Consider the following 17,214-nt stretch of genomic DNA (forward strand, 5'->3'; position numbering starts at 1 on the left):
TTGTCCTTATATTAAAACAATTTCATTTTCACACCTTGAACTATGTTCTGAAATCAATACAATAGACTTCAGTTGATTCGGAATGGTTTGAGTCACGCATCTTGTTGAGAAATGACCCCTTTTCATCAAAATGTGCAAACCAGCAACTTCGCAAGTTTTGAATCACAGCTGGCAACGGTTTTAAAATTAGAACAATGCCGGCTTTGAAACCATCATCCTAGTTTAAATTGGTTTACCCCAGACAATGTTCTGGGGTTATTTTTATCTGAAATAAACTCCAGTCGTAAATTATTGTTTGTTGATTTCATATTTTGCCTGAGGGCTTTGCCTAATAGCATGAGTTCCAATCCAGTTTTACCCCTATATCCCTATATTCCTAACCCAGAATATATAATGAGTAAAAGCACATCTATGTATCTTTGCTGGTCTCAATCTCGACGAAATCTCAATGAAGTCTTTATGTAGGTTGACCTGGCAGTGATGAGAGTAGATACAAAAAAGCCACTGTTTACAGTGGCTTTTTTCATTTTATTTGCTAGGGAAAAAACTAATTAGCCGTATTAACCCATTCAGTGACTTTATCTTCTAATACATCTAGAGGCAGTGGACCATTTTCTAGGATCAGCGTATGGAACTGGCGAATATCAAACTTATCACCCATTTGCTTTTTAGCATTTTCACGCAACTCTAGAATCTTAATCATGCCGACTTTGTACGCCGTTGCTTGGCCTGGCATTACGATGTGACGTTCAACCATCTTCACGGCATCAGATTCAGCATTAGGGGTATTATCAACATAGTATTGAATACCTTGCTCACGGGTCCATTTTTCTGAGTGGATACCAGTATCAACCACTAAACGACATGCACGCCATAACTCCATGGCTAAGCGGCCAAAGTCAGAGTATGGATCAGCATATAAGCCCATCTCTTTAGGGAAGTATTCAGTGTATAAACCCCAGCCTTCAATATAAGCTGTGTAACCGCCATATTTTCTGAATTTAGGAATACCTTCTAGCTCTTGAGCAATCGCAATTTGCATGTGATGGCCAGGGATACCCTCATGGTATGCCAGTGCTTCCATTTGGTAAGTCGGCATCGCTTTCATGTCATAAAGGTTCGCGTAGTAAGTACCAGGGCGAGAACCGTCTGGTGCAGGCGCATCATAAAATGCCTTACCTGCTGACTTTTCACGGAATGCTTCTACTTGCTTAACAATCAATTGAGCTTTTGGCTTAATATTGAATACTTCATCAAGACGAGACTCCATATTATCAATCAAGTCTTTAGCTTCTGTCATGTAACGAGTTTTACCCTCAGCTGTATCTGGGTAGTAAAACTGGTCATCATCACGCATGAATGCCATGAATTCTTGCAAGTTACCATCAAATTTAACTTTCTTCATAATGGTGCGCATTTCATCATGAATACGCGCGACTTCAGAAAGACCAAGCTTATGAATGGTTTCAGAGCTCATATCTGTAGTCGTGACACGACTTAAACGCATATTGAAGAAATCATCACCTTCTGGCAGCTTCCAAACACCGTCACGAGTGTCTGCTTTTTTCTCAAGCTCATTTAGGTAGCTGATCAGATCGGTATAAGCTGGTTTTACACTGTTAATGAGCGCATTTTTAGCATCAGCGAGCAATTGGTCTTTTTTGTCTTGAGTCGTATCTAATGCGTTTACTTTTTTATTGATGTCAGCCCAAAGGGTACTTTTTTCTTCGGTATCGCTAAATGGCGCACCGGTAATGATGTTTTGGCTGTCAGAAATGACATAAGGGAAAACAAATTTAGGCGCAATGATGCCTTTATCTGCACGTAGCTTTAAGCCATCAACAAGTTGCTCACTTGCAAGCTTAACGCCATTTAAACGGCTGATGTAGGCTTCAGCATCGCTTACACTCGACACTTGATGCTGATTAATTAAGAAGGTGGCTATAAAGGTGTGGCTACCGTACATTTGATTGACTGGGTATGTGTGATGACGCCATTTATCATCTTCAATATCTTGCTCTAGGCCTTGCTTCATTAGTTTGTAACTTAATGCAGTTTGGACATCTAACTTACTAACATTAATACTTTCTAGTTGCTTTAAATGTTTTTTGGCACGAGCTAATGCTTCATCTTCTGCTTTTTCACTAAAATCGCCCCATTTGTCGTAATCTTTTTTGATACGCATATAAGTTTGTGAAATAGGGCTTGCCATAACATTTTCCATGAAAATGTTTTCAAATAACTCATTGGCTTTTTCTGATTCAGTGGTGGCTTTTTGGCTTGCTTCACTTGGGGTTTCTGTTATTTGTCCATGTGAACTATGGGCGATAACAGAAGTTGATAATAAGCTTGATAACGCTACGGCTATTAATGTCGTTTTAGTTTTTAGTCGCATACTTGATTCCGTTTGCAGAGTGAAATTAAATTTTTGTTAAAATTATTGATTCATATCCTAATAGAGCGAGATAAAAAAAGGTAAAGTGAAATGTTAGCAATTGTGTATTAATTGTTGCTGAAGGGAAAGCTACAATGAGTCAGTCATCGGTAATTGATTACTTGTAGTGGAGTACGCTGATCTTTAGGTAATAAAAAGCCACTACTCAGGCTGAGTAATGGCTAATATTTAGCAGCTATAAAAAGGTGCGGGCGATATAGCTAATCAATGCTGCAATATGTCTAGTGAATTATCTAATTGGTTGCTAGTTAATCATTAATCGATAAACTGAGACAATAAATCATTAACGAACATATGGCCTTTAGAGGTTAATTGCCAATGTTGTTCTGATTCGGTCAATAAACCTCGTGCGATAGATTTCTTCATTCCTTCAGCTAATATTTCAGCTGATAAACCTGTACGCTGCTCAAACTCTGCTTTTGGAATTGGCGTCATTAATCTTAGTCGATTCATAAGATATTCAAGCGCTCGATCTTCAGGTAGAACTTCAGAGGTTTCGAAAGTGAAATCTTCAGTATTCAAGTAACCTTTTGGATGCTTAATTTTAACGGTTCGAGTAATTTTATTTTGCTCAGCTTGGGTTATTTTTCCATGAGCGCCGCAGCCAATTCCTAAGTAATCACCAAATTGCCAATAATTAAGGTTATGACGACACTGGAAACCTGGTTTGGCATAGGCTGAAATTTCGTATTGCTCGTAACCTAGAGCGGCAAGTTTTTTCTGTCCCTGTTCATAAATGTGCCATAGGTTTTCATCATCTGGCAATTGTGGTGGTTTTGAATGAAACAAGGTATTAGGCTCAATAGTCAGTTGATACCAAGATAGGTGAGGTGGCATAAGCGCTGCTGCCGTATCAATATCCGCCATAGCTTCATCGAAGCTTTGATTTGGTAGCCCATGCATTAGGTCTAAATTAAAGCTGTTGTAACCTGCCTTTGAAGCGGTATTAGCTGCAGTAACAGCTTCATTCTCATCATGAATACGCCCAAGTAGATTGAGTTTATTTTTTGAGAAACTTTGCACACCAATAGATAAACGAGTCACCCCCGCGGCTTGGTAAGCGGCAAAGTCGTCATGCTCTAATGTACCAGGGTTAGCCTCCATGGTGATTTCAATATCTTGTTCAAATCCAATCGCATCTCTTGCGCCGTCAAGAATTCGCTTTATTTGTTTGGCTTCAAATAGAGAAGGGGTTCCACCACCAATGAAAATACTGTGTAACTTGCGATTTTGAACATAATCTAAGTCATTATGTAAATCTTGCAGTAAGGCTTCGACATATTTCTCTTGAGGCAGCTCACCTTGCTGGCCATGTGAGTTAAAATCACAATATGGACATTTTTGAACACACCAAGGTATGTGAATATAAAGACTAAGTGGTGGCAGGGTTAACATAGTGACTAAATAATCCCTTTTGCTTTCAAAGCTTCAACTAACAAATTAAGCGCTAAACCACGATGGCTTAATTGGTTTTTTTGCTCACTGCTAAGTTCTGCCGCAGAGCAATCAAAACCTTCAGGAATGAAAACAGGATCATAGCCATGACCTTGCTCGCCTTGAGGTACAGTGCCGATTTTTCCTTCCCAAGCTGCTTGGCACACAATAGGGGTTGGATCTTTTGCATGACGCATATAAACCAATACACATTGAAAACGTGCATTACGTTGGGTTTGACCTTCAAGCGTGTTCAGCAGTTTTAGGTATCTGTCTTTTTCACTAGCATCTTCTCCGCCATAACGGGCTGAGTATATGCCTGGTGCGCCTTGAAGTGCATCGACTTCTAAACCTGAGTCATCAGCTATAGCAGCTTTACCTGTAATCTCAGCAGCATGCCTTGCTTTGATAATCGCGTTTTCTATAAATGTAGTGCCAGTTTCAGCCACTTCAGGCACATTGAATTGGTTTTGCGGTAATACTTGAATATTAAATTGTGACAACATTTGGTCGAACTCTTTAAGCTTACCTTTGTTACCGCTGGCTAATACAATTTGCTGCATGGGAATACCTTAGTGGATGGAAAATGGTACTTGAAAATTTGGCTAATGATACCTAAGCGTTTAGCTGATAGATAGCTCAAAAGATGATAATAGGTGTTGGTTTATGGACTGATAAAAATAAAGCCAATCATACTAGAATTGGCTTTATAGAATGTTTTTGCGGCACGTTTCTGCTTATTCCACGTAAAACTTCTGCTTAAATTTAAGCGAGGTATTAAGCTGATTACCGTGCTTAACTGCAATATTAAAGTTAATTTCTTGGTCATCTCGATAGGGGACTTGGGCAATATAGTAAATTGCTTTGCCTTCTCGAATTTCTTTAAAATCTAAGGTGATTCTTGCATCAAGTAAGTTGTTTGCCACACCTGAGATTTCAATTGCTACAGGCGGGTTACCCTCTTTACTTGTATCTAATACGGCAATATTAACGATGCCATTATAATTGCTTCGTTCAATACCGTAGGTTTTGGCAATGCTAGGTGTTATAAACGTGCTACTTAATGCCATGTAATGGATATCAAAATTGCCTACTTGCTGTTTTTGCTCTGCTTGAGCTGTAGTTGTTAGTCCTAATGAAAGCCCTAATGAAAGTCCAACAACAAACAACAAATTTAAAATGATAGTGCGAAACATAATCAGGATCCTTGATCGACTCTTGCAAGAGGTGATTCACTAATGGAGTGTATCGTTAAGTATAGAGAATTTTAATCAAACTCACCTTAATTTCATACAAAACTAAGCAAGTTTAATTAGTTAACTTTGAATTTATTGCTTTACAGTAAGTGAGATACTTCACTAGGAATTTGTTTAGGCATGGATATTTTGACTTGTTTATGACGCCCTTGCGCGCCTTTTAAAATAACAACATCTGCTTTAGGTACTTTAAATGCTTTGGATAAATATTTAATTAAGTGGCTATTAGCTTTGCCATCGATTGGCGGTGCAGTAATGGCTATTTTCAACTCGTCACCATGCAGGCCGATGATCTGATCTCGACTGGCTTTAGGTTGAATATAAAGATTCAGCAACAGATCGTTCTGTTGCTGAATGATAGCGCTCATTATGGTTAAAACCAGTTCGAAGGGTTAAACCGCATTCCAAAATGGAATGTACTGAGCAAATAAGATATTGATGAAGTTCATCGCAATTAATACCAGCATTACTGATAAATCTAGGCCACCCATTGGCGGTAAAATTCTACGCACTGGACGTAAAAATGGCTCGGTTAACTGATCCATCACCATCACTATAGGGTTATGTCCTTGATTAAACCAGCTAAGCAGTGCACGGATAATTAATACCCAAAACAGCAGTACTCCTGCTTCTTTAAGTACTGATACCAGCGACAAGATGATTAACGATACCGCATCTAATTTAAAGTCTACGATTAAAGTTAAAGCCAGGAACTTAACCATGACCACAATGATTGCAAGCACAATTGATGCAGTATCAATTACACCAATTGAAGGTAATACACGGCGCATTGGCGCAATGATTGGTTGTGTTGCTTTGACTACAAACTGGCTAAATGGGTTGTAGAAGTCAGCCCTAGCAAGTTGAAGCCAAAAACGTAAAATTACCACCATAAGGTACAGGTCAAATACCGTGGTAACGAGAAAGTGCATTGCATTCATTATTAAGTGCCTTGTTTGGTTGGTGCGTATAACATGTCATCAATTGTGACAGTGTCGCTGAATCCGTATAGTTTTAAAATGTTTTTGCCATTTCTTCTGCTCGTTTTATGCAGTTAGTCATTGCTTGGTCAACTAACCCACGTAAATCGCCTTCTTCAAGAGTCTCAACAGCGCGAGCAGTCGTGCCGCCTTTAGACATAACATTAGTGCGTAACTTCTCTAATGATAGCTGAGGGTTTTGCACCACCATTTGCGCAGCACCTAATGCAGCTTGTTGAGCTAAAGCTCGAGCCGTTTGCTCATCAAGCCCTGTTTTAATGCCGTGTTGGATCATTGACTCTATAAACAAGAAGAAATATGCAGGTGAGCTGCCAGCTAATGCGATAACTTGATTAAGCTCATCTTCAGTTTTTACCCAAACAACTTCGCCACCGGTTTTCATTAGGGTTTCACAAATTTGTTTATGTTCAGCTGAGATTGAGTCGTCAGCAAATAGCCCTGTCATGCCAACACCAATTTGGGTTGGTGTATTTGGCATAGTGCGAATCAGTTTAATTGGCTGCTTAAAGTAATCTTGATAACGAGCTGCAGGAATGCCTGCAGCGATAGTAACTAATAACTTATTGGATAAATCTAAATGACTTAGTTGCTCACACACCATTTGCATTAACTGTGGTTTTACGCTCAGCACTATCACATCTGCATCATCCGCCGCAGCAACATTGTCGTGAGAAACTTGAATGCCAAAATCTGCTTTTAGCGCATCTAACTTGCCGACACTTGGGTTCGTTGCGTGAACTTTATCAGCAGGGTATCCGTTGGTTACTAAACCACTAATGATAGCTCGCGGCATGTTGCCCGCACCGATAAAACATACTTTTGCTTGAGTCATAAGGTTAAATCACTTTTAATTTTATGTACTCGTTGAGTACGTGTAGGAGTCGTTAATAAAGATTATACCCATGTTACCTCAAGATGCTTTGTCAGGCACAAGCTCGGATAACAATGCAAGGCGTAACCTGAGGTAATTGTTATTCACTTTTCAAAGGTTACAACGTAGCAGTGGTTTTCGAGCTTGCGCCCCAAAGGGCAAGTCAAATAGCACCAATCTGCGTTGTTATAAAATATCGATGTAGAATAACTATACTTCTATTTTATGCCTAGCATCTTGGCACTATTTGTCTTGCTGACTTTGCATCTTGAAGTATCATGGGTATATATGGCTTTCATGGCTCATTACAAGGCTGGCATTATAAATTATCCTTCATGAATAACAGCTTAAAAACATACCTTACACTTGATAAAAGTGTGTACTTACATTTTAAGCTGGCATTTCTATTAGTTACTTCAAATCTACTAGCCGCTTCGAAGCTTAAGCTCGTGAACCAAAAATTCCGGTACCAATTCTTACCATGGTCGAACCGTGCTCAATAGCAATAGCTAAGTCGCTGCTCATACCCATCGAAAGTGTGTCTACACTATGGTATTGCTGTTTAAGTTCAAGGTATAAGTTTTCAAGTTGTGCAAATTCTCGTCTTTGTAAGTTTACATCTTCAGTTGCGGTTGGAATTGCCATTAAGCCGCGCAAGGTAAGATGAGGTAACTCATCAATTGTTTGTGCAAGTTGATTAACTTCTTCAGGGCTAACGCCAGATTTACTGGCTTCGTTACTGATGTTGACTTGAATACATACCTGTAATGGGGATTTATCTTTAGGACGTTGCTCATTTAATCGCTTAGCAATTTTGTCACGGCTAAGGGTATGCATCCAATCAAAGTGCTCAGCAATAATCCGCGACTTGTTAGATTGTAATGGCCCGATAAAATGCCATTCAATATCATTGTAATCTTGCTTTAACGCGATGACTTTCTCTTCGCCTTCTTGCACATAGTTCTCACCAAAACAGCGCTGACCGGCTTGATAGGCTGCAATGATATCGGCGATGGGTTTAGTTTTACTTACAGCAAGTAAAGTGACTTCTTCACTGTTACGTGAACAATTTTGCGCCGCTTGTGCAATTTGGCTCTGGGCGATTGATATTCGGTCTGCTATTGTTGTCATATTGTTTTTATTTGTTTAAATGGATGTCATTGACCATGGAAATAACTGAGTTACTTGCCTTTAGTGTAAAGCACAATGCCTCGGATCTACACCTTTCAGCAGGCGTTTCGCCAATGATCCGTGTAGATGGTGAAGTCAGAAAAATTAATTTACCAGCATTAGATCATCAGGCTGTACACGGTTTAGTGTATGACATCATGAACGATAAACAGCGTAAAGACTTCGAAGAACATTTAGAAATCGATTTCTCGTTCGAAGTACCAAATCTTGCCCGTTTCCGTGTTAACGCATTCAACCAGTCTCGTGGGGCAGGTGCGGTTTTCCGTACAATTCCGAGTGAGATTTTATCATTAGAGCAACTCGGCGCTCCAGAAATCTTTAAGAAAATATCAAGTTTCCCTCGTGGTCTTGTATTGGTAACAGGCCCTACTGGTTCGGGTAAGTCGACTACGCTAGCAGCGATGGTTGATTACATTAATAATGAACGCCATGACCATATTTTGACCATCGAAGATCCAATAGAATTCGTACATCAAAACAAACAGTGTTTGGTGAACCAACGTGAAGTGCATAAACATACCCATGGTTTTGATGCGGCACTTCGAAGCGCACTTCGTGAAGATCCCGATGTTATTCTTGTGGGTGAGATGCGTGACCTTGAAACAATTCGATTAGCAATGACAGCGGCAGAAACGGGTCACTTAGTATTTGGTACCTTGCATACCACCTCAGCAGCAAAAACCGTTGACCGTATTGTGGATGTATTCCCAGCGGGTGAAAAAGACATGGTGCGAACCATGTTGTCTGAATCATTACAGGCCGTTATTTCGCAAACCCTAATCAAAAAAGTGGGCGGCGGCCGAGTTGCAGCCCATGAAATCATGATGGGTACTCCAGCAATTCGTAACCTTATTCGTGAAGATAAAGTCGCGCAAATGTACTCAGCAATTCAAACAGGTATGGCGCATGGCATGCAAACACTTGAGCAATGTCTACAAAACTTGGTTAATCGCGGATTAATTACCCGTGATGACGCTATGTCTAAGAGCTCAAATAAACAAGCTAACTTTTAAGGGGCAATAAATGGATGTACGTCCTTTTTTAAAGGTCATGGTTGACCGTAAAGCATCGGATTTATTTGTCACGGCCGGCTTTCCGCCAAGTGCAAAAATCGATGGTGAGCTAAGACCGCTTTCGGAAACAAGTTTTAATCCAGAGCAGTCATTGGAATTTGTTGAATCGTTAATGACGGATATACAAAAGCAGGAGTTTCATGAGACCCGTGAATGTAACTTTGCATTTGCTGCAAAGGACTTAGGCCGTTTTCGTGTTAGTGCTTTTTGGCAGCGTGAATCACCAGGTTGCGTGATGCGTCGTATTGAAACCAAAATTCCAGAAGTCGAAGATTTAAAACTGCCCCCAATTCTTAAAGATTTGGTGATGAGTAAACGTGGTTTGATCATCATGGTTGGCGGTACTGGTACCGGTAAATCGACCTCGTTGGCTTCTTTAGTGGGTTATCGCAATGCCCATGCTCGTGGGCATATTTTGACCATTGAAGATCCTGTGGAATTTGTACATGATCACCGTAAAAGTATTATTACCCAACGTGAAGTCGGTATTGATACAGACTCGTTTGATGCTGCACTTAAAAGCTCGCTGCGACAGGCTCCAGACGTTATTTTGATTGGTGAAATCCGTACTCAAGAAACCATGGAGTTCGCACTATCTTTCGCTGAAACAGGTCATTTATGTATGGCAACGCTCCATGCTAACAACGCTAACCAAGCGTTAGACCGTATTATGCATTTGGTGCCAGAAAATAAACATAATCAATTATTGTTTGATTTATCGCTTAATTTACGCGGGATTGTGGCTCAGCAATTAGTGCCTAAATCGGATGGTTCTGGGCGACGCGCTGCAATCGAGGTACTAATCAATACACCTCGTGTCGCCAGTTTGATTGCTAAAAACGAACTGCATTTACTTAAAGAAACCATGAGTAAATCCCGAGAACAAGGCATGCAGACCTTTGACCAAGCGTTATTAGATTTATATATCGAGAAAGAGATTAGCTACGCAGATGCACTGCATCATGCTGACTCTCCAAATGATTTACGTCTAATGATTAAATTGCAGAACAATGAAACAAGTGGTTCTGGCTTAATGGATGGTGTGACGTTAGATTTAGGCTGATGACCTTGTTGTTATTTTAGCGAGCAGTAAAACAATAAAACCGAAGTGACATCACTTTGGTTTTTATATGTTTTTAATATATGTATGTAATAAATGGAAATGAGTCGTTTATTTACATATTTGATGATCTGCTTTAAATAGAAGCACGTATAATCAATCACATTAACTGTATCAGTAAAATTAACCACATTACTCATTAGGCAAGCAATTACAGCTTGTTTGGGGAGTGTGACAAAACCAAATCAACTCGATTATTATTTAATATGATATCAATCGAAAGGAATCATTATGAACAAGCTTTTACTCACCGCTGGAATACTTACCCTCAGCAGCGCTTTATTACCATCAACTGCTACTGCTAATAGCTGCCCAGACTACCTCAACGTAGAAGCAAGAAAACTTCATTCAGATGAAGTGGTTGATTTATGTGAAGTAACCAACGGCAAACCCGTTTTGATTGTTAACACTGCCAGTAATTGTGGTTTTACACCTCAATTTGAAGCCTTAGAAGCACTGCATAAAGAGTATCAAGATGACCTAGTTGTTATTGGTTTTCCATCTGATGACTTCTTCCAAGAAGAAGATGATGAAGCTAAAACTGCAGATGTTTGTTTTGTTAACTATGGCGTGACCTTCACAATGGTTTCAACATCAGCTGTCAGAGGCAATGATGTTAATTCTGTTTTTGCTTATTTAGGTGACAAAACAGCAGCACCGAAATGGAATTTTTACAAATACTTAGTCAGTGCAGATGGCGAAAGTGTGCAGCAATTCAACTCTCGAGTAAAACCGGATAGCGAAGAGCTTAAAAAAGCGATAGAGTCTGTTTTATAATTCAGCATCGTTAATAAAACTAATTGTTTACAATCTAGTCACTTAGTCGCTTAGTCGCTTAGTCACTTTGTCAGTGTCAGAGTCTAGGTCTAGATATTTGTAATAAGCAAAATATATAGTTATTAGCATGTGACAGACTTTAATATTCAGGTGAGGTTTTATTCTCTCTTGATGAAACTTTTTCGGAGACAGTTTTGTATAAATTTTCTGGTTTGAGTAAAGAAGACGGCCACAAGTCACGCGGTAAAACTGGCGTGCTATTAATGAATTTAGGTACACCGGATGAGCCAACCCCATCAGCAGTAAGACGTTATTTAGCTGAATTTTTAGCAGACCCTCGTGTAGTAGAAATCCCAAAACTTGTATGGATGTGTATTTTACACGGTATTATTCTACGTGTTCGTCCTGCTAAGTCTGCTGCGTTATACAAAGAAGTGTGGACAGATGAAGGTTCGCCTTTAATGGACATCAGTTTGCGCCAACAGAGCAAACTAGCAAAGTTATTTGCAGATAATGATGTTGATGCTTCTGTCCATTTAGCCATGCGTTATGGCAACCCTTCAACACCTTCGGTGTTGCAAGCTATGCATAAAGACGGCATTGATAGAGTCGTTGTTTTACCTCTTTATCCTCAATATGCTGCGCCGACAACGGCATCGGCATTTGATGCTATTGCTAAAGAGCTTTGTAAGTGGCGTTATATCCCAGCACTTCATTTCATTAATACCTATCATGACGATCCAACCTTCATTGACGCATTAGCTGAATCTATTCAAGCTGACTTTGATGCGAATGGAAAACCAGAAAAGCTAGTACTGTCTTATCACGGTATGCCAGAGCGTAACCTTCATTTAGGCGATCCATATTACTGTTTCTGTGTTAAAACCACTCGATTAGTCGTAGAGAAATTAGGTTTAGATGATAAAGAATATGTGATGACGTTCCAGTCACGTTTTGGTAAGGCTAAATGGTTGCAACCGTATACCGATGCGACCATGGAAGCATTACCTGGTGAAGGTATTAACGATATCGCCGTTGTTTGCCCAGCGTTTAGTGCAGATTGTCTAGAAACACTTGAAGAAATTAAAGGTGAAAACCGAGAAGTGTTTGAACAAGCTGGCGGTAAAAAATTCCGTTATATTGAATGTTTAAATGACAATGATGCCCACATTAATATGATGGCGAATTTGGTTAAGCCTTACCTTTAAGTAGCTGAAGTCAAACATCTTAGGTTTTGTATCAAAAGGCTTGTGCCTAAACGTTTGTATCTAAAGCTTGTATCTAAAGCTTGTATCTAAAGGTTTGTATTAAAACTCTTGTATATAAGCATAATATCTTAAATTAAAAAAGGAGCCAAATGGCTCCTTTTTTGTATTGAAATTTCTAGCTAATTTGATTTAATCAGCGAATTGATTTTCAAAATAACTTTCGATTATTAATACAGCCGACACTGCATCAACTTGGCCTTTAGTGAGCTTTTTGTAACCACCCAGTTCAAAAAGTCGCGCTTTAGCATCAGTAGTGGTGAGCCTTTCATCCTGTGTAGCGACTTTAACTCCAAAGCGACCACTTAAGCGATTGGCGAACTTTCTCGCACGCTGAGTCATTTCTTGCTCAGTACCGTCCATATTCAGTGGTAGGCCGACTACAACAAGGTCTGGTTGCCATTCTTTTATAACAGCTTCAACTTCATCCCAATTAGGAATGCCATCATTGGCCTTAATTGCACATACAGGTGCAGCGCTTGCTGTTATTTCTTGCCCCACAGCAACGCCAATACTTTTTGTTCCAAAATCAAACCCAAGAACGGTTTTTGATTGCATGAATTTTTACCTTAAATTGCCAACATTATCGGCATTATTGCTTTAATCAGCTTATGAACTGCTTAAGGTTAAGAGTGGCCCACTTGAGATGATATTTGCCAAATATCAAAACCTAATTTTTTAGTGGCTTCAGTCCATAATTGTTCGATGTCTTGTCCAAACAATAATTCGGATGTAGCAGGTATCGTTAACCAAGTATTGTCAGCTAATTCTTGCTCAAGCTGATCTTTACTCCAACCAGAGTAACCAAGTGCGACGACAAACTGCTCAGGGGATTCTTTAGTCCCAAGGGAGTTTAGTACATCGCGAGAAGTGGTCAGCATACAAAAATCACTGATAGATTCACTATTCACCCATTGCTGTTGAGGAGTATGAAGTACAAAACCTCTGTCAGTATCCACTGGGCCTCCTAGTAAAACTGGCCCTTCAAGATCTAAGCTTAATTCCGACTCGTTAGATAATCCGATTTGGTCGAGCAATTCATCGATAACAATATTGGTCGCGCGATTAATCATCACGCCCATTGCACCTTTATCGTTATGTTCACAAATATAGATAACAGACCGTTCAAAGAAAGTGTCTTCGAGTGAGGGCATCGCAATTAATAAGTGACCTTGTAAGCTATCCATAATAAATCCTTGTGCTAATACGTAACTTGGATGCTGATACGTCCGATGAACTAACTGAGTTTATTTTTATAACTGAAACTAACCGCCTGCTAGCTTAACGGTATATTGTTGTTTTTCTAACAATGCTTTGATTTTTTCACGGTCATCAGTTTGAACTTCGATGTCAAAATCTTTGACTGTGCCGCCACAACCGCATTGTTTTTTTAACTTCTGAGCAAGTGCTTTCAGCTCTTTAGGCGCGAGACCTAAGCCTTTAATGACACTGACGCCTTTGCCTTTGCGGCCTTTACTGTCTTTATGGATCCTGACAATGCCATCACCTTCAGGAATTGCTGTCTCTTGCTTAGGTTGATCTATTTTGCCGCCATCAGTGCTATACACTAATGAAATATTGGGATCGATTCTCATAACTAACAGGATTTATTTAAGTGATAATTCATTTTAGCAAACTAAATCATAGGGCTAAAGTGTGAAATATTATAAGCAAGATACTGTCTGAAGTTTAGTCTGAAGTTTAGTCTGAGATTAAGTCAGCACTTGGGAGCAAATGAACTCAATTAACATATTTACTGAGTTGTTCAGAATAGGTACAGCTATAGTTAATTAACCTTTAGCTAATCTTTAGCCCCATTAGTTAATACTTAGAACCAATAGTCAATCATCTCGCAAAACGATGCTTGAATGGCTTACCGAAACATTTTGTTTATATTATCGGTTGATGAATAGGCTTTACGTAGGTAAGCTAAATATTGATCATAAAACCATCTTACATCGTAAATGAAACAAGCCCTTAGCTCGTTATCGTTTGGAGACAATATGAAAAAGCTTTTCGTTGCCGCCGCTGTTTTAGCATTAAGTGCGTGTAGTACATTAAAAACGAACTCAGATTATGACCCTGCAGTCTCATTCGACCAATACAAGAGTTTTGCATGGGTAGAAAAGAAAAATGAAGACTCAACTTATCACCTTGATGGTTTGATGGATCAACGTGTCAGAGATGCGGTAAATAACCAACTGACTCAAAAAGGCTTGTCAAAAGTTGATGAAGCACAAGCTGATCTTTTAGTAAATTACTTGACCAAAGTTGATAAAAAAATCAACGTAGACACTTTTAATACCAGTTATGGCTACTACCCATACTATGGCCGTCGTGGCTGGGGTGGCGCAGGTATCAATTCGCAAACTACTGTGCGTGAATATGAAGTAGGTACTTTGATTATTGATCTAGTAGATAAAGAATCAGGGAACCTTGTATGGCGCGGTAGTGTTGCAGATACTATTCGTGACCAAAATACACCAGAAGAACGTGTCGAGATAGTCAATCATGCCATTGGTGAAGTGATGATGAACTTCCCACCAAAGCCTGAAGCGAAGTAAGCTTCTTTGTAACATCTTGTGGCTGAAAATCTTTGTTATTAGGATTACAGCAGACTTGATTGAAGTATTATAATTGTTTAAGTAAATGGCCAACTCAAAATGAGTTGGCTTTTTTGTGAAAATTATTTTTTCTGCTTTGTGAGTTTTAAGTCAATTATTATACCTAAAAGAGCATGTAGAATACTTTGTGTATCAAATCTCGGCAATTAACAAGCATAAACTCTAAAAGCCATTTCTTTACACTTTTAGCTTTGCTAAAATCATTGACTTGGTGATAAAGGAAATCACCACTGGATGATAAAAGAGTAGATAAAGATGAAGTCATGGTATTTGTTATATTGTAAACCTCGTGAAGAGTTACGAGCTCAGCAAAATTTAGCCATGCAGCAAGTCGAAAGTTATTTGCCTATTGTTCAAGAAGAAAGAACTAATCAAGGAAAGACAAAGCTTGTCGAAGTCCCCCTTTTTCCATGTTACTTATTCATAAATTTTGATCCTACTGAAATGAGCGTTAGTCGTATTCATTCAACTCGCGGTGTATCCCGTATTATTGGTTGTAAGGAAGCAATGACGCCCATTGATGATAGAATTATTGAAGAGATCAAAAGAAGAGTCTCTATACACAAACCTGTAATCGATGTTGGTTTTCAGCCTGGTGATAAAGTGAAATTCACTGAAGGACCATTCATTGATTTAGAAGCTATTTTCGAAGAAAAAAATGCTGAAAAACGCTGTTTTGTGTTGTTTAACATCATGGGACAGCAAAAACGGTTGTGTGTGGATAGCACTAGCGTTGTAAAAATTAGAACTTAATAGGAGAAGTTATCCATTATGTTTGTGAGATATCTACCCGACTGTAGCCATTGTTTTAGCGATTGTTTTAGCCATAAGTTAGCATAAGACTGATCAACTTGAAGGTATAGCTTAAGTTTTAAACTTTCGCAAAGAAAAAGCATAATTAAATAAGTTATAGTATGTAGCAGCAAAGTGAGTTTACTAACTAAAAATGATTAATACTAAATAGTCATTTTTAGATAGTTTTTTACTAGGAATATACGAGCCGACGTGTCGGCGGGCACTATGGAAGCCGTAATCTATGGGCGGTAGCGTGGTGATTTTTTGTTAATAATAACTAATGGTATAAAATAATGGATTATTTACTGCCACTTTTAAGTAGTTTTCTTATTTCTTTCGTAACCATAAGGTTGACGAAACCTATTGCTGTGAAGGCAGGTTTAGTAGATATTCCTGATTGCCGAAAACAACACATCGGTGCAATTCCCCTAGTCGGTGGAATTGGAATTTATATTTCTATTTTAACGGCGTCGGTAGTTTTCATAGAACAAAGCCAAGAGCTAAATTTATATCTTGTTGCAGCTGCGTTAGTACTCTTTTTAGGCGCTTTGGATGATAGGTACAACCTTAGCGTAAAAGTTCGATTTGTTGCGCAGATAATCGTTGCTTCACTCATGATCTTCGGAACAGAACAGCATTTCACTTCTGTAGGATATATTTTAGGTCCTCTAGAATTATCCCTCGGAATTCTTGGGACATTCTTTACTGTTGTTGCCATTATCGGTGGTATCAATGCCATTAATATGATGGATGGTATTGATGGGCTTGCAGGCTCCATAAGCCTTGTGACATTTGTAAGCCTTGCTTTTTTATTCGATCGTTCTGGTAACGAATGGGTATTACTGCCTTTACTCTTTGTCGCAGCGTTATTTGCATACCTAATGTTCAATTTAGGCTGGCATCGTTCATTATCAAAAGTTTTTATGGGCGATGCTGGAAATATGTTTATTGGTCTAACATTGGTTTGGTTAATGGTCATTGGAACAGAGGCAAGTGATCCTGCTTTTAGGCCTGTTACAGCACTCTATTTGATAGCTATCCCCTTGATGGATATGGCTGCGATAATGAATAGACGTATAAAGAAAGGGCAGTCTCCATTTCAGGCTGATCGGGAACATTTACATCATATTTTTGAAAGAGCAGGTTTTAATAGAAAACAAACCTTATTCATAATTACTTTAATCAGTGTGATATTTGCATTAATTGGCTGTTGGTCTGAGGTCGCTCAGGTCCCTGAATGGATTATGTTTAGTGCATTTTTATTTGTTTTTTATTGGTATAACTGGTCTTTACAAAATATCTGGAAATTACTTAAAAAATTAAAAAAAAGTTAAGTATTTAAGCAACACTTT

Annotated in this window: 18 protein-coding genes; 7 read left to right on the plus strand and 11 right to left on the minus strand. The window is 39.0% G+C overall.

What is annotated here, in order from left to right:
- Positions 1–547 precede the first annotated feature (547 nt).
- From FNZ24_RS08345 to FNZ24_RS08380, 8 genes are all read right to left on the minus strand, one after another.
- The gene (locus FNZ24_RS08345; protein WP_153914028.1) at positions 548–2,395 is read right to left on the minus strand and encodes a DUF885 domain-containing protein; all 1,848 of its coding nucleotides are present in this window, start codon (positions 2,393–2,395) and stop codon (positions 548–550) included.
- A 315-nt stretch (positions 2,396–2,710) separates the two neighbouring features.
- The gene (gene hemW / locus FNZ24_RS08350; protein WP_153914029.1) at positions 2,711–3,850 is read right to left on the minus strand and encodes a radical SAM family heme chaperone HemW; all 1,140 of its coding nucleotides are present in this window, start codon (positions 3,848–3,850) and stop codon (positions 2,711–2,713) included.
- Between the two features lie 5 nt (positions 3,851–3,855).
- Positions 3,856–4,452: an RdgB/HAM1 family non-canonical purine NTP pyrophosphatase gene (rdgB, locus tag FNZ24_RS08355; protein WP_153914030.1), complete on the minus strand. Its 597-nt coding sequence runs from the start codon at positions 4,450–4,452 to the stop codon at positions 3,856–3,858.
- Between the two features lie 174 nt (positions 4,453–4,626).
- Positions 4,627–5,085 (minus strand): DUF4426 domain-containing protein, encoded by a 459-nt coding sequence (locus tag FNZ24_RS08360; RefSeq protein WP_153914031.1) that lies wholly within the window; start codon positions 5,083–5,085, stop codon positions 4,627–4,629.
- A 140-nt stretch (positions 5,086–5,225) separates the two neighbouring features.
- Complete coding sequence (gene yggU / locus FNZ24_RS08365; RefSeq protein ID WP_153914032.1) at positions 5,226–5,513, minus strand: DUF167 family protein YggU; 288 nt, start codon at positions 5,511–5,513, stop codon at positions 5,226–5,228.
- A 24-nt stretch (positions 5,514–5,537) separates the two neighbouring features.
- Complete coding sequence (locus tag FNZ24_RS08370) at positions 5,538–6,086, minus strand: YggT family protein (protein WP_153914033.1); 549 nt, start codon at positions 6,084–6,086, stop codon at positions 5,538–5,540.
- 73 nt (positions 6,087–6,159) lie between these two features.
- Positions 6,160–6,978 carry a pyrroline-5-carboxylate reductase gene (gene proC / locus FNZ24_RS08375; protein WP_153914034.1) on the minus strand — a complete coding sequence of 273 codons (819 nt, stop codon included), beginning with the start codon at positions 6,976–6,978 and terminating at the stop codon, positions 6,160–6,162.
- Positions 6,979–7,458: 480 nt separating this feature from the next.
- Positions 7,459–8,148, minus strand: coding sequence for a YggS family pyridoxal phosphate-dependent enzyme (locus tag FNZ24_RS08380; protein WP_153914035.1), 690 nt, complete (start codon positions 8,146–8,148; stop codon positions 7,459–7,461).
- A gap of 35 nt (positions 8,149–8,183) precedes the next feature.
- On the opposite strand from FNZ24_RS08380, the gene FNZ24_RS08385 reads away from it, so the two are divergent.
- The 4 genes from FNZ24_RS08385 to hemH all read left to right on the plus strand — a co-directional run bounded on the left by FNZ24_RS08385 (position 8,184) and on the right by hemH (position 12,386).
- The gene (locus tag FNZ24_RS08385) at positions 8,184–9,221 is read left to right on the plus strand and encodes a type IV pilus twitching motility protein PilT (RefSeq protein WP_153914036.1); all 1,038 of its coding nucleotides are present in this window, start codon (positions 8,184–8,186) and stop codon (positions 9,219–9,221) included.
- A gap of 10 nt (positions 9,222–9,231) precedes the next feature.
- Complete coding sequence (locus FNZ24_RS08390) at positions 9,232–10,344, plus strand: PilT/PilU family type 4a pilus ATPase (RefSeq protein ID WP_153914037.1); 1,113 nt, start codon at positions 9,232–9,234, stop codon at positions 10,342–10,344.
- 288 nt (positions 10,345–10,632) lie between these two features.
- Positions 10,633–11,178, plus strand: coding sequence for a glutathione peroxidase (locus tag FNZ24_RS08395; RefSeq protein WP_153914038.1), 546 nt, complete (start codon positions 10,633–10,635; stop codon positions 11,176–11,178).
- A 194-nt stretch (positions 11,179–11,372) separates the two neighbouring features.
- Positions 11,373–12,386, plus strand: coding sequence for a ferrochelatase (gene hemH, locus FNZ24_RS08400; RefSeq protein WP_153914039.1), 1,014 nt, complete (start codon positions 11,373–11,375; stop codon positions 12,384–12,386).
- 189 nt (positions 12,387–12,575) lie between these two features.
- On the opposite strand, the gene ruvX is transcribed toward hemH, so the two are convergent.
- From ruvX to yciH, 3 genes are all read right to left on the minus strand, one after another.
- A complete protein-coding gene (ruvX, locus tag FNZ24_RS08405; protein ID WP_153914040.1) occupies positions 12,576–13,001 on the minus strand; it encodes a Holliday junction resolvase RuvX in 426 nt (141 codons plus the stop codon).
- Positions 13,002–13,069: 68 nt separating this feature from the next.
- A complete protein-coding gene (locus FNZ24_RS08410; protein WP_153914041.1) occupies positions 13,070–13,630 on the minus strand; it encodes a YqgE/AlgH family protein in 561 nt (186 codons plus the stop codon).
- A gap of 78 nt (positions 13,631–13,708) precedes the next feature.
- Entirely contained in the window at positions 13,709–14,038 is a 330-nt protein-coding gene (gene yciH, locus FNZ24_RS08415) for a stress response translation initiation inhibitor YciH (protein WP_153914042.1), read from the minus strand.
- Positions 14,039–14,446: 408 nt separating this feature from the next.
- Here yciH and FNZ24_RS08420 point away from each other — a divergent pair, with 408 nt between their 5' ends.
- From FNZ24_RS08420 to wecA, 3 genes are all read left to right on the plus strand, one after another.
- The gene (locus FNZ24_RS08420; protein ID WP_153914043.1) at positions 14,447–15,007 is read left to right on the plus strand and encodes a DUF4136 domain-containing protein; all 561 of its coding nucleotides are present in this window, start codon (positions 14,447–14,449) and stop codon (positions 15,005–15,007) included.
- A gap of 315 nt (positions 15,008–15,322) precedes the next feature.
- Positions 15,323–15,820: a transcription/translation regulatory transformer protein RfaH gene (rfaH, locus tag FNZ24_RS08425; RefSeq protein ID WP_153914044.1), complete on the plus strand. Its 498-nt coding sequence runs from the start codon at positions 15,323–15,325 to the stop codon at positions 15,818–15,820.
- A 335-nt stretch (positions 15,821–16,155) separates the two neighbouring features.
- The gene (gene wecA, locus FNZ24_RS08430; RefSeq protein WP_153914045.1) at positions 16,156–17,196 is read left to right on the plus strand and encodes a UDP-N-acetylglucosamine--undecaprenyl-phosphate N-acetylglucosaminephosphotransferase; all 1,041 of its coding nucleotides are present in this window, start codon (positions 16,156–16,158) and stop codon (positions 17,194–17,196) included.
- Positions 17,197–17,214: the final 18 nt, after the last annotated feature.

This window comes from Shewanella sp. TC10, from assembly GCF_009663145.1.
GTDB lineage: Bacteria > Pseudomonadota > Gammaproteobacteria > Enterobacterales > Shewanellaceae > Shewanella.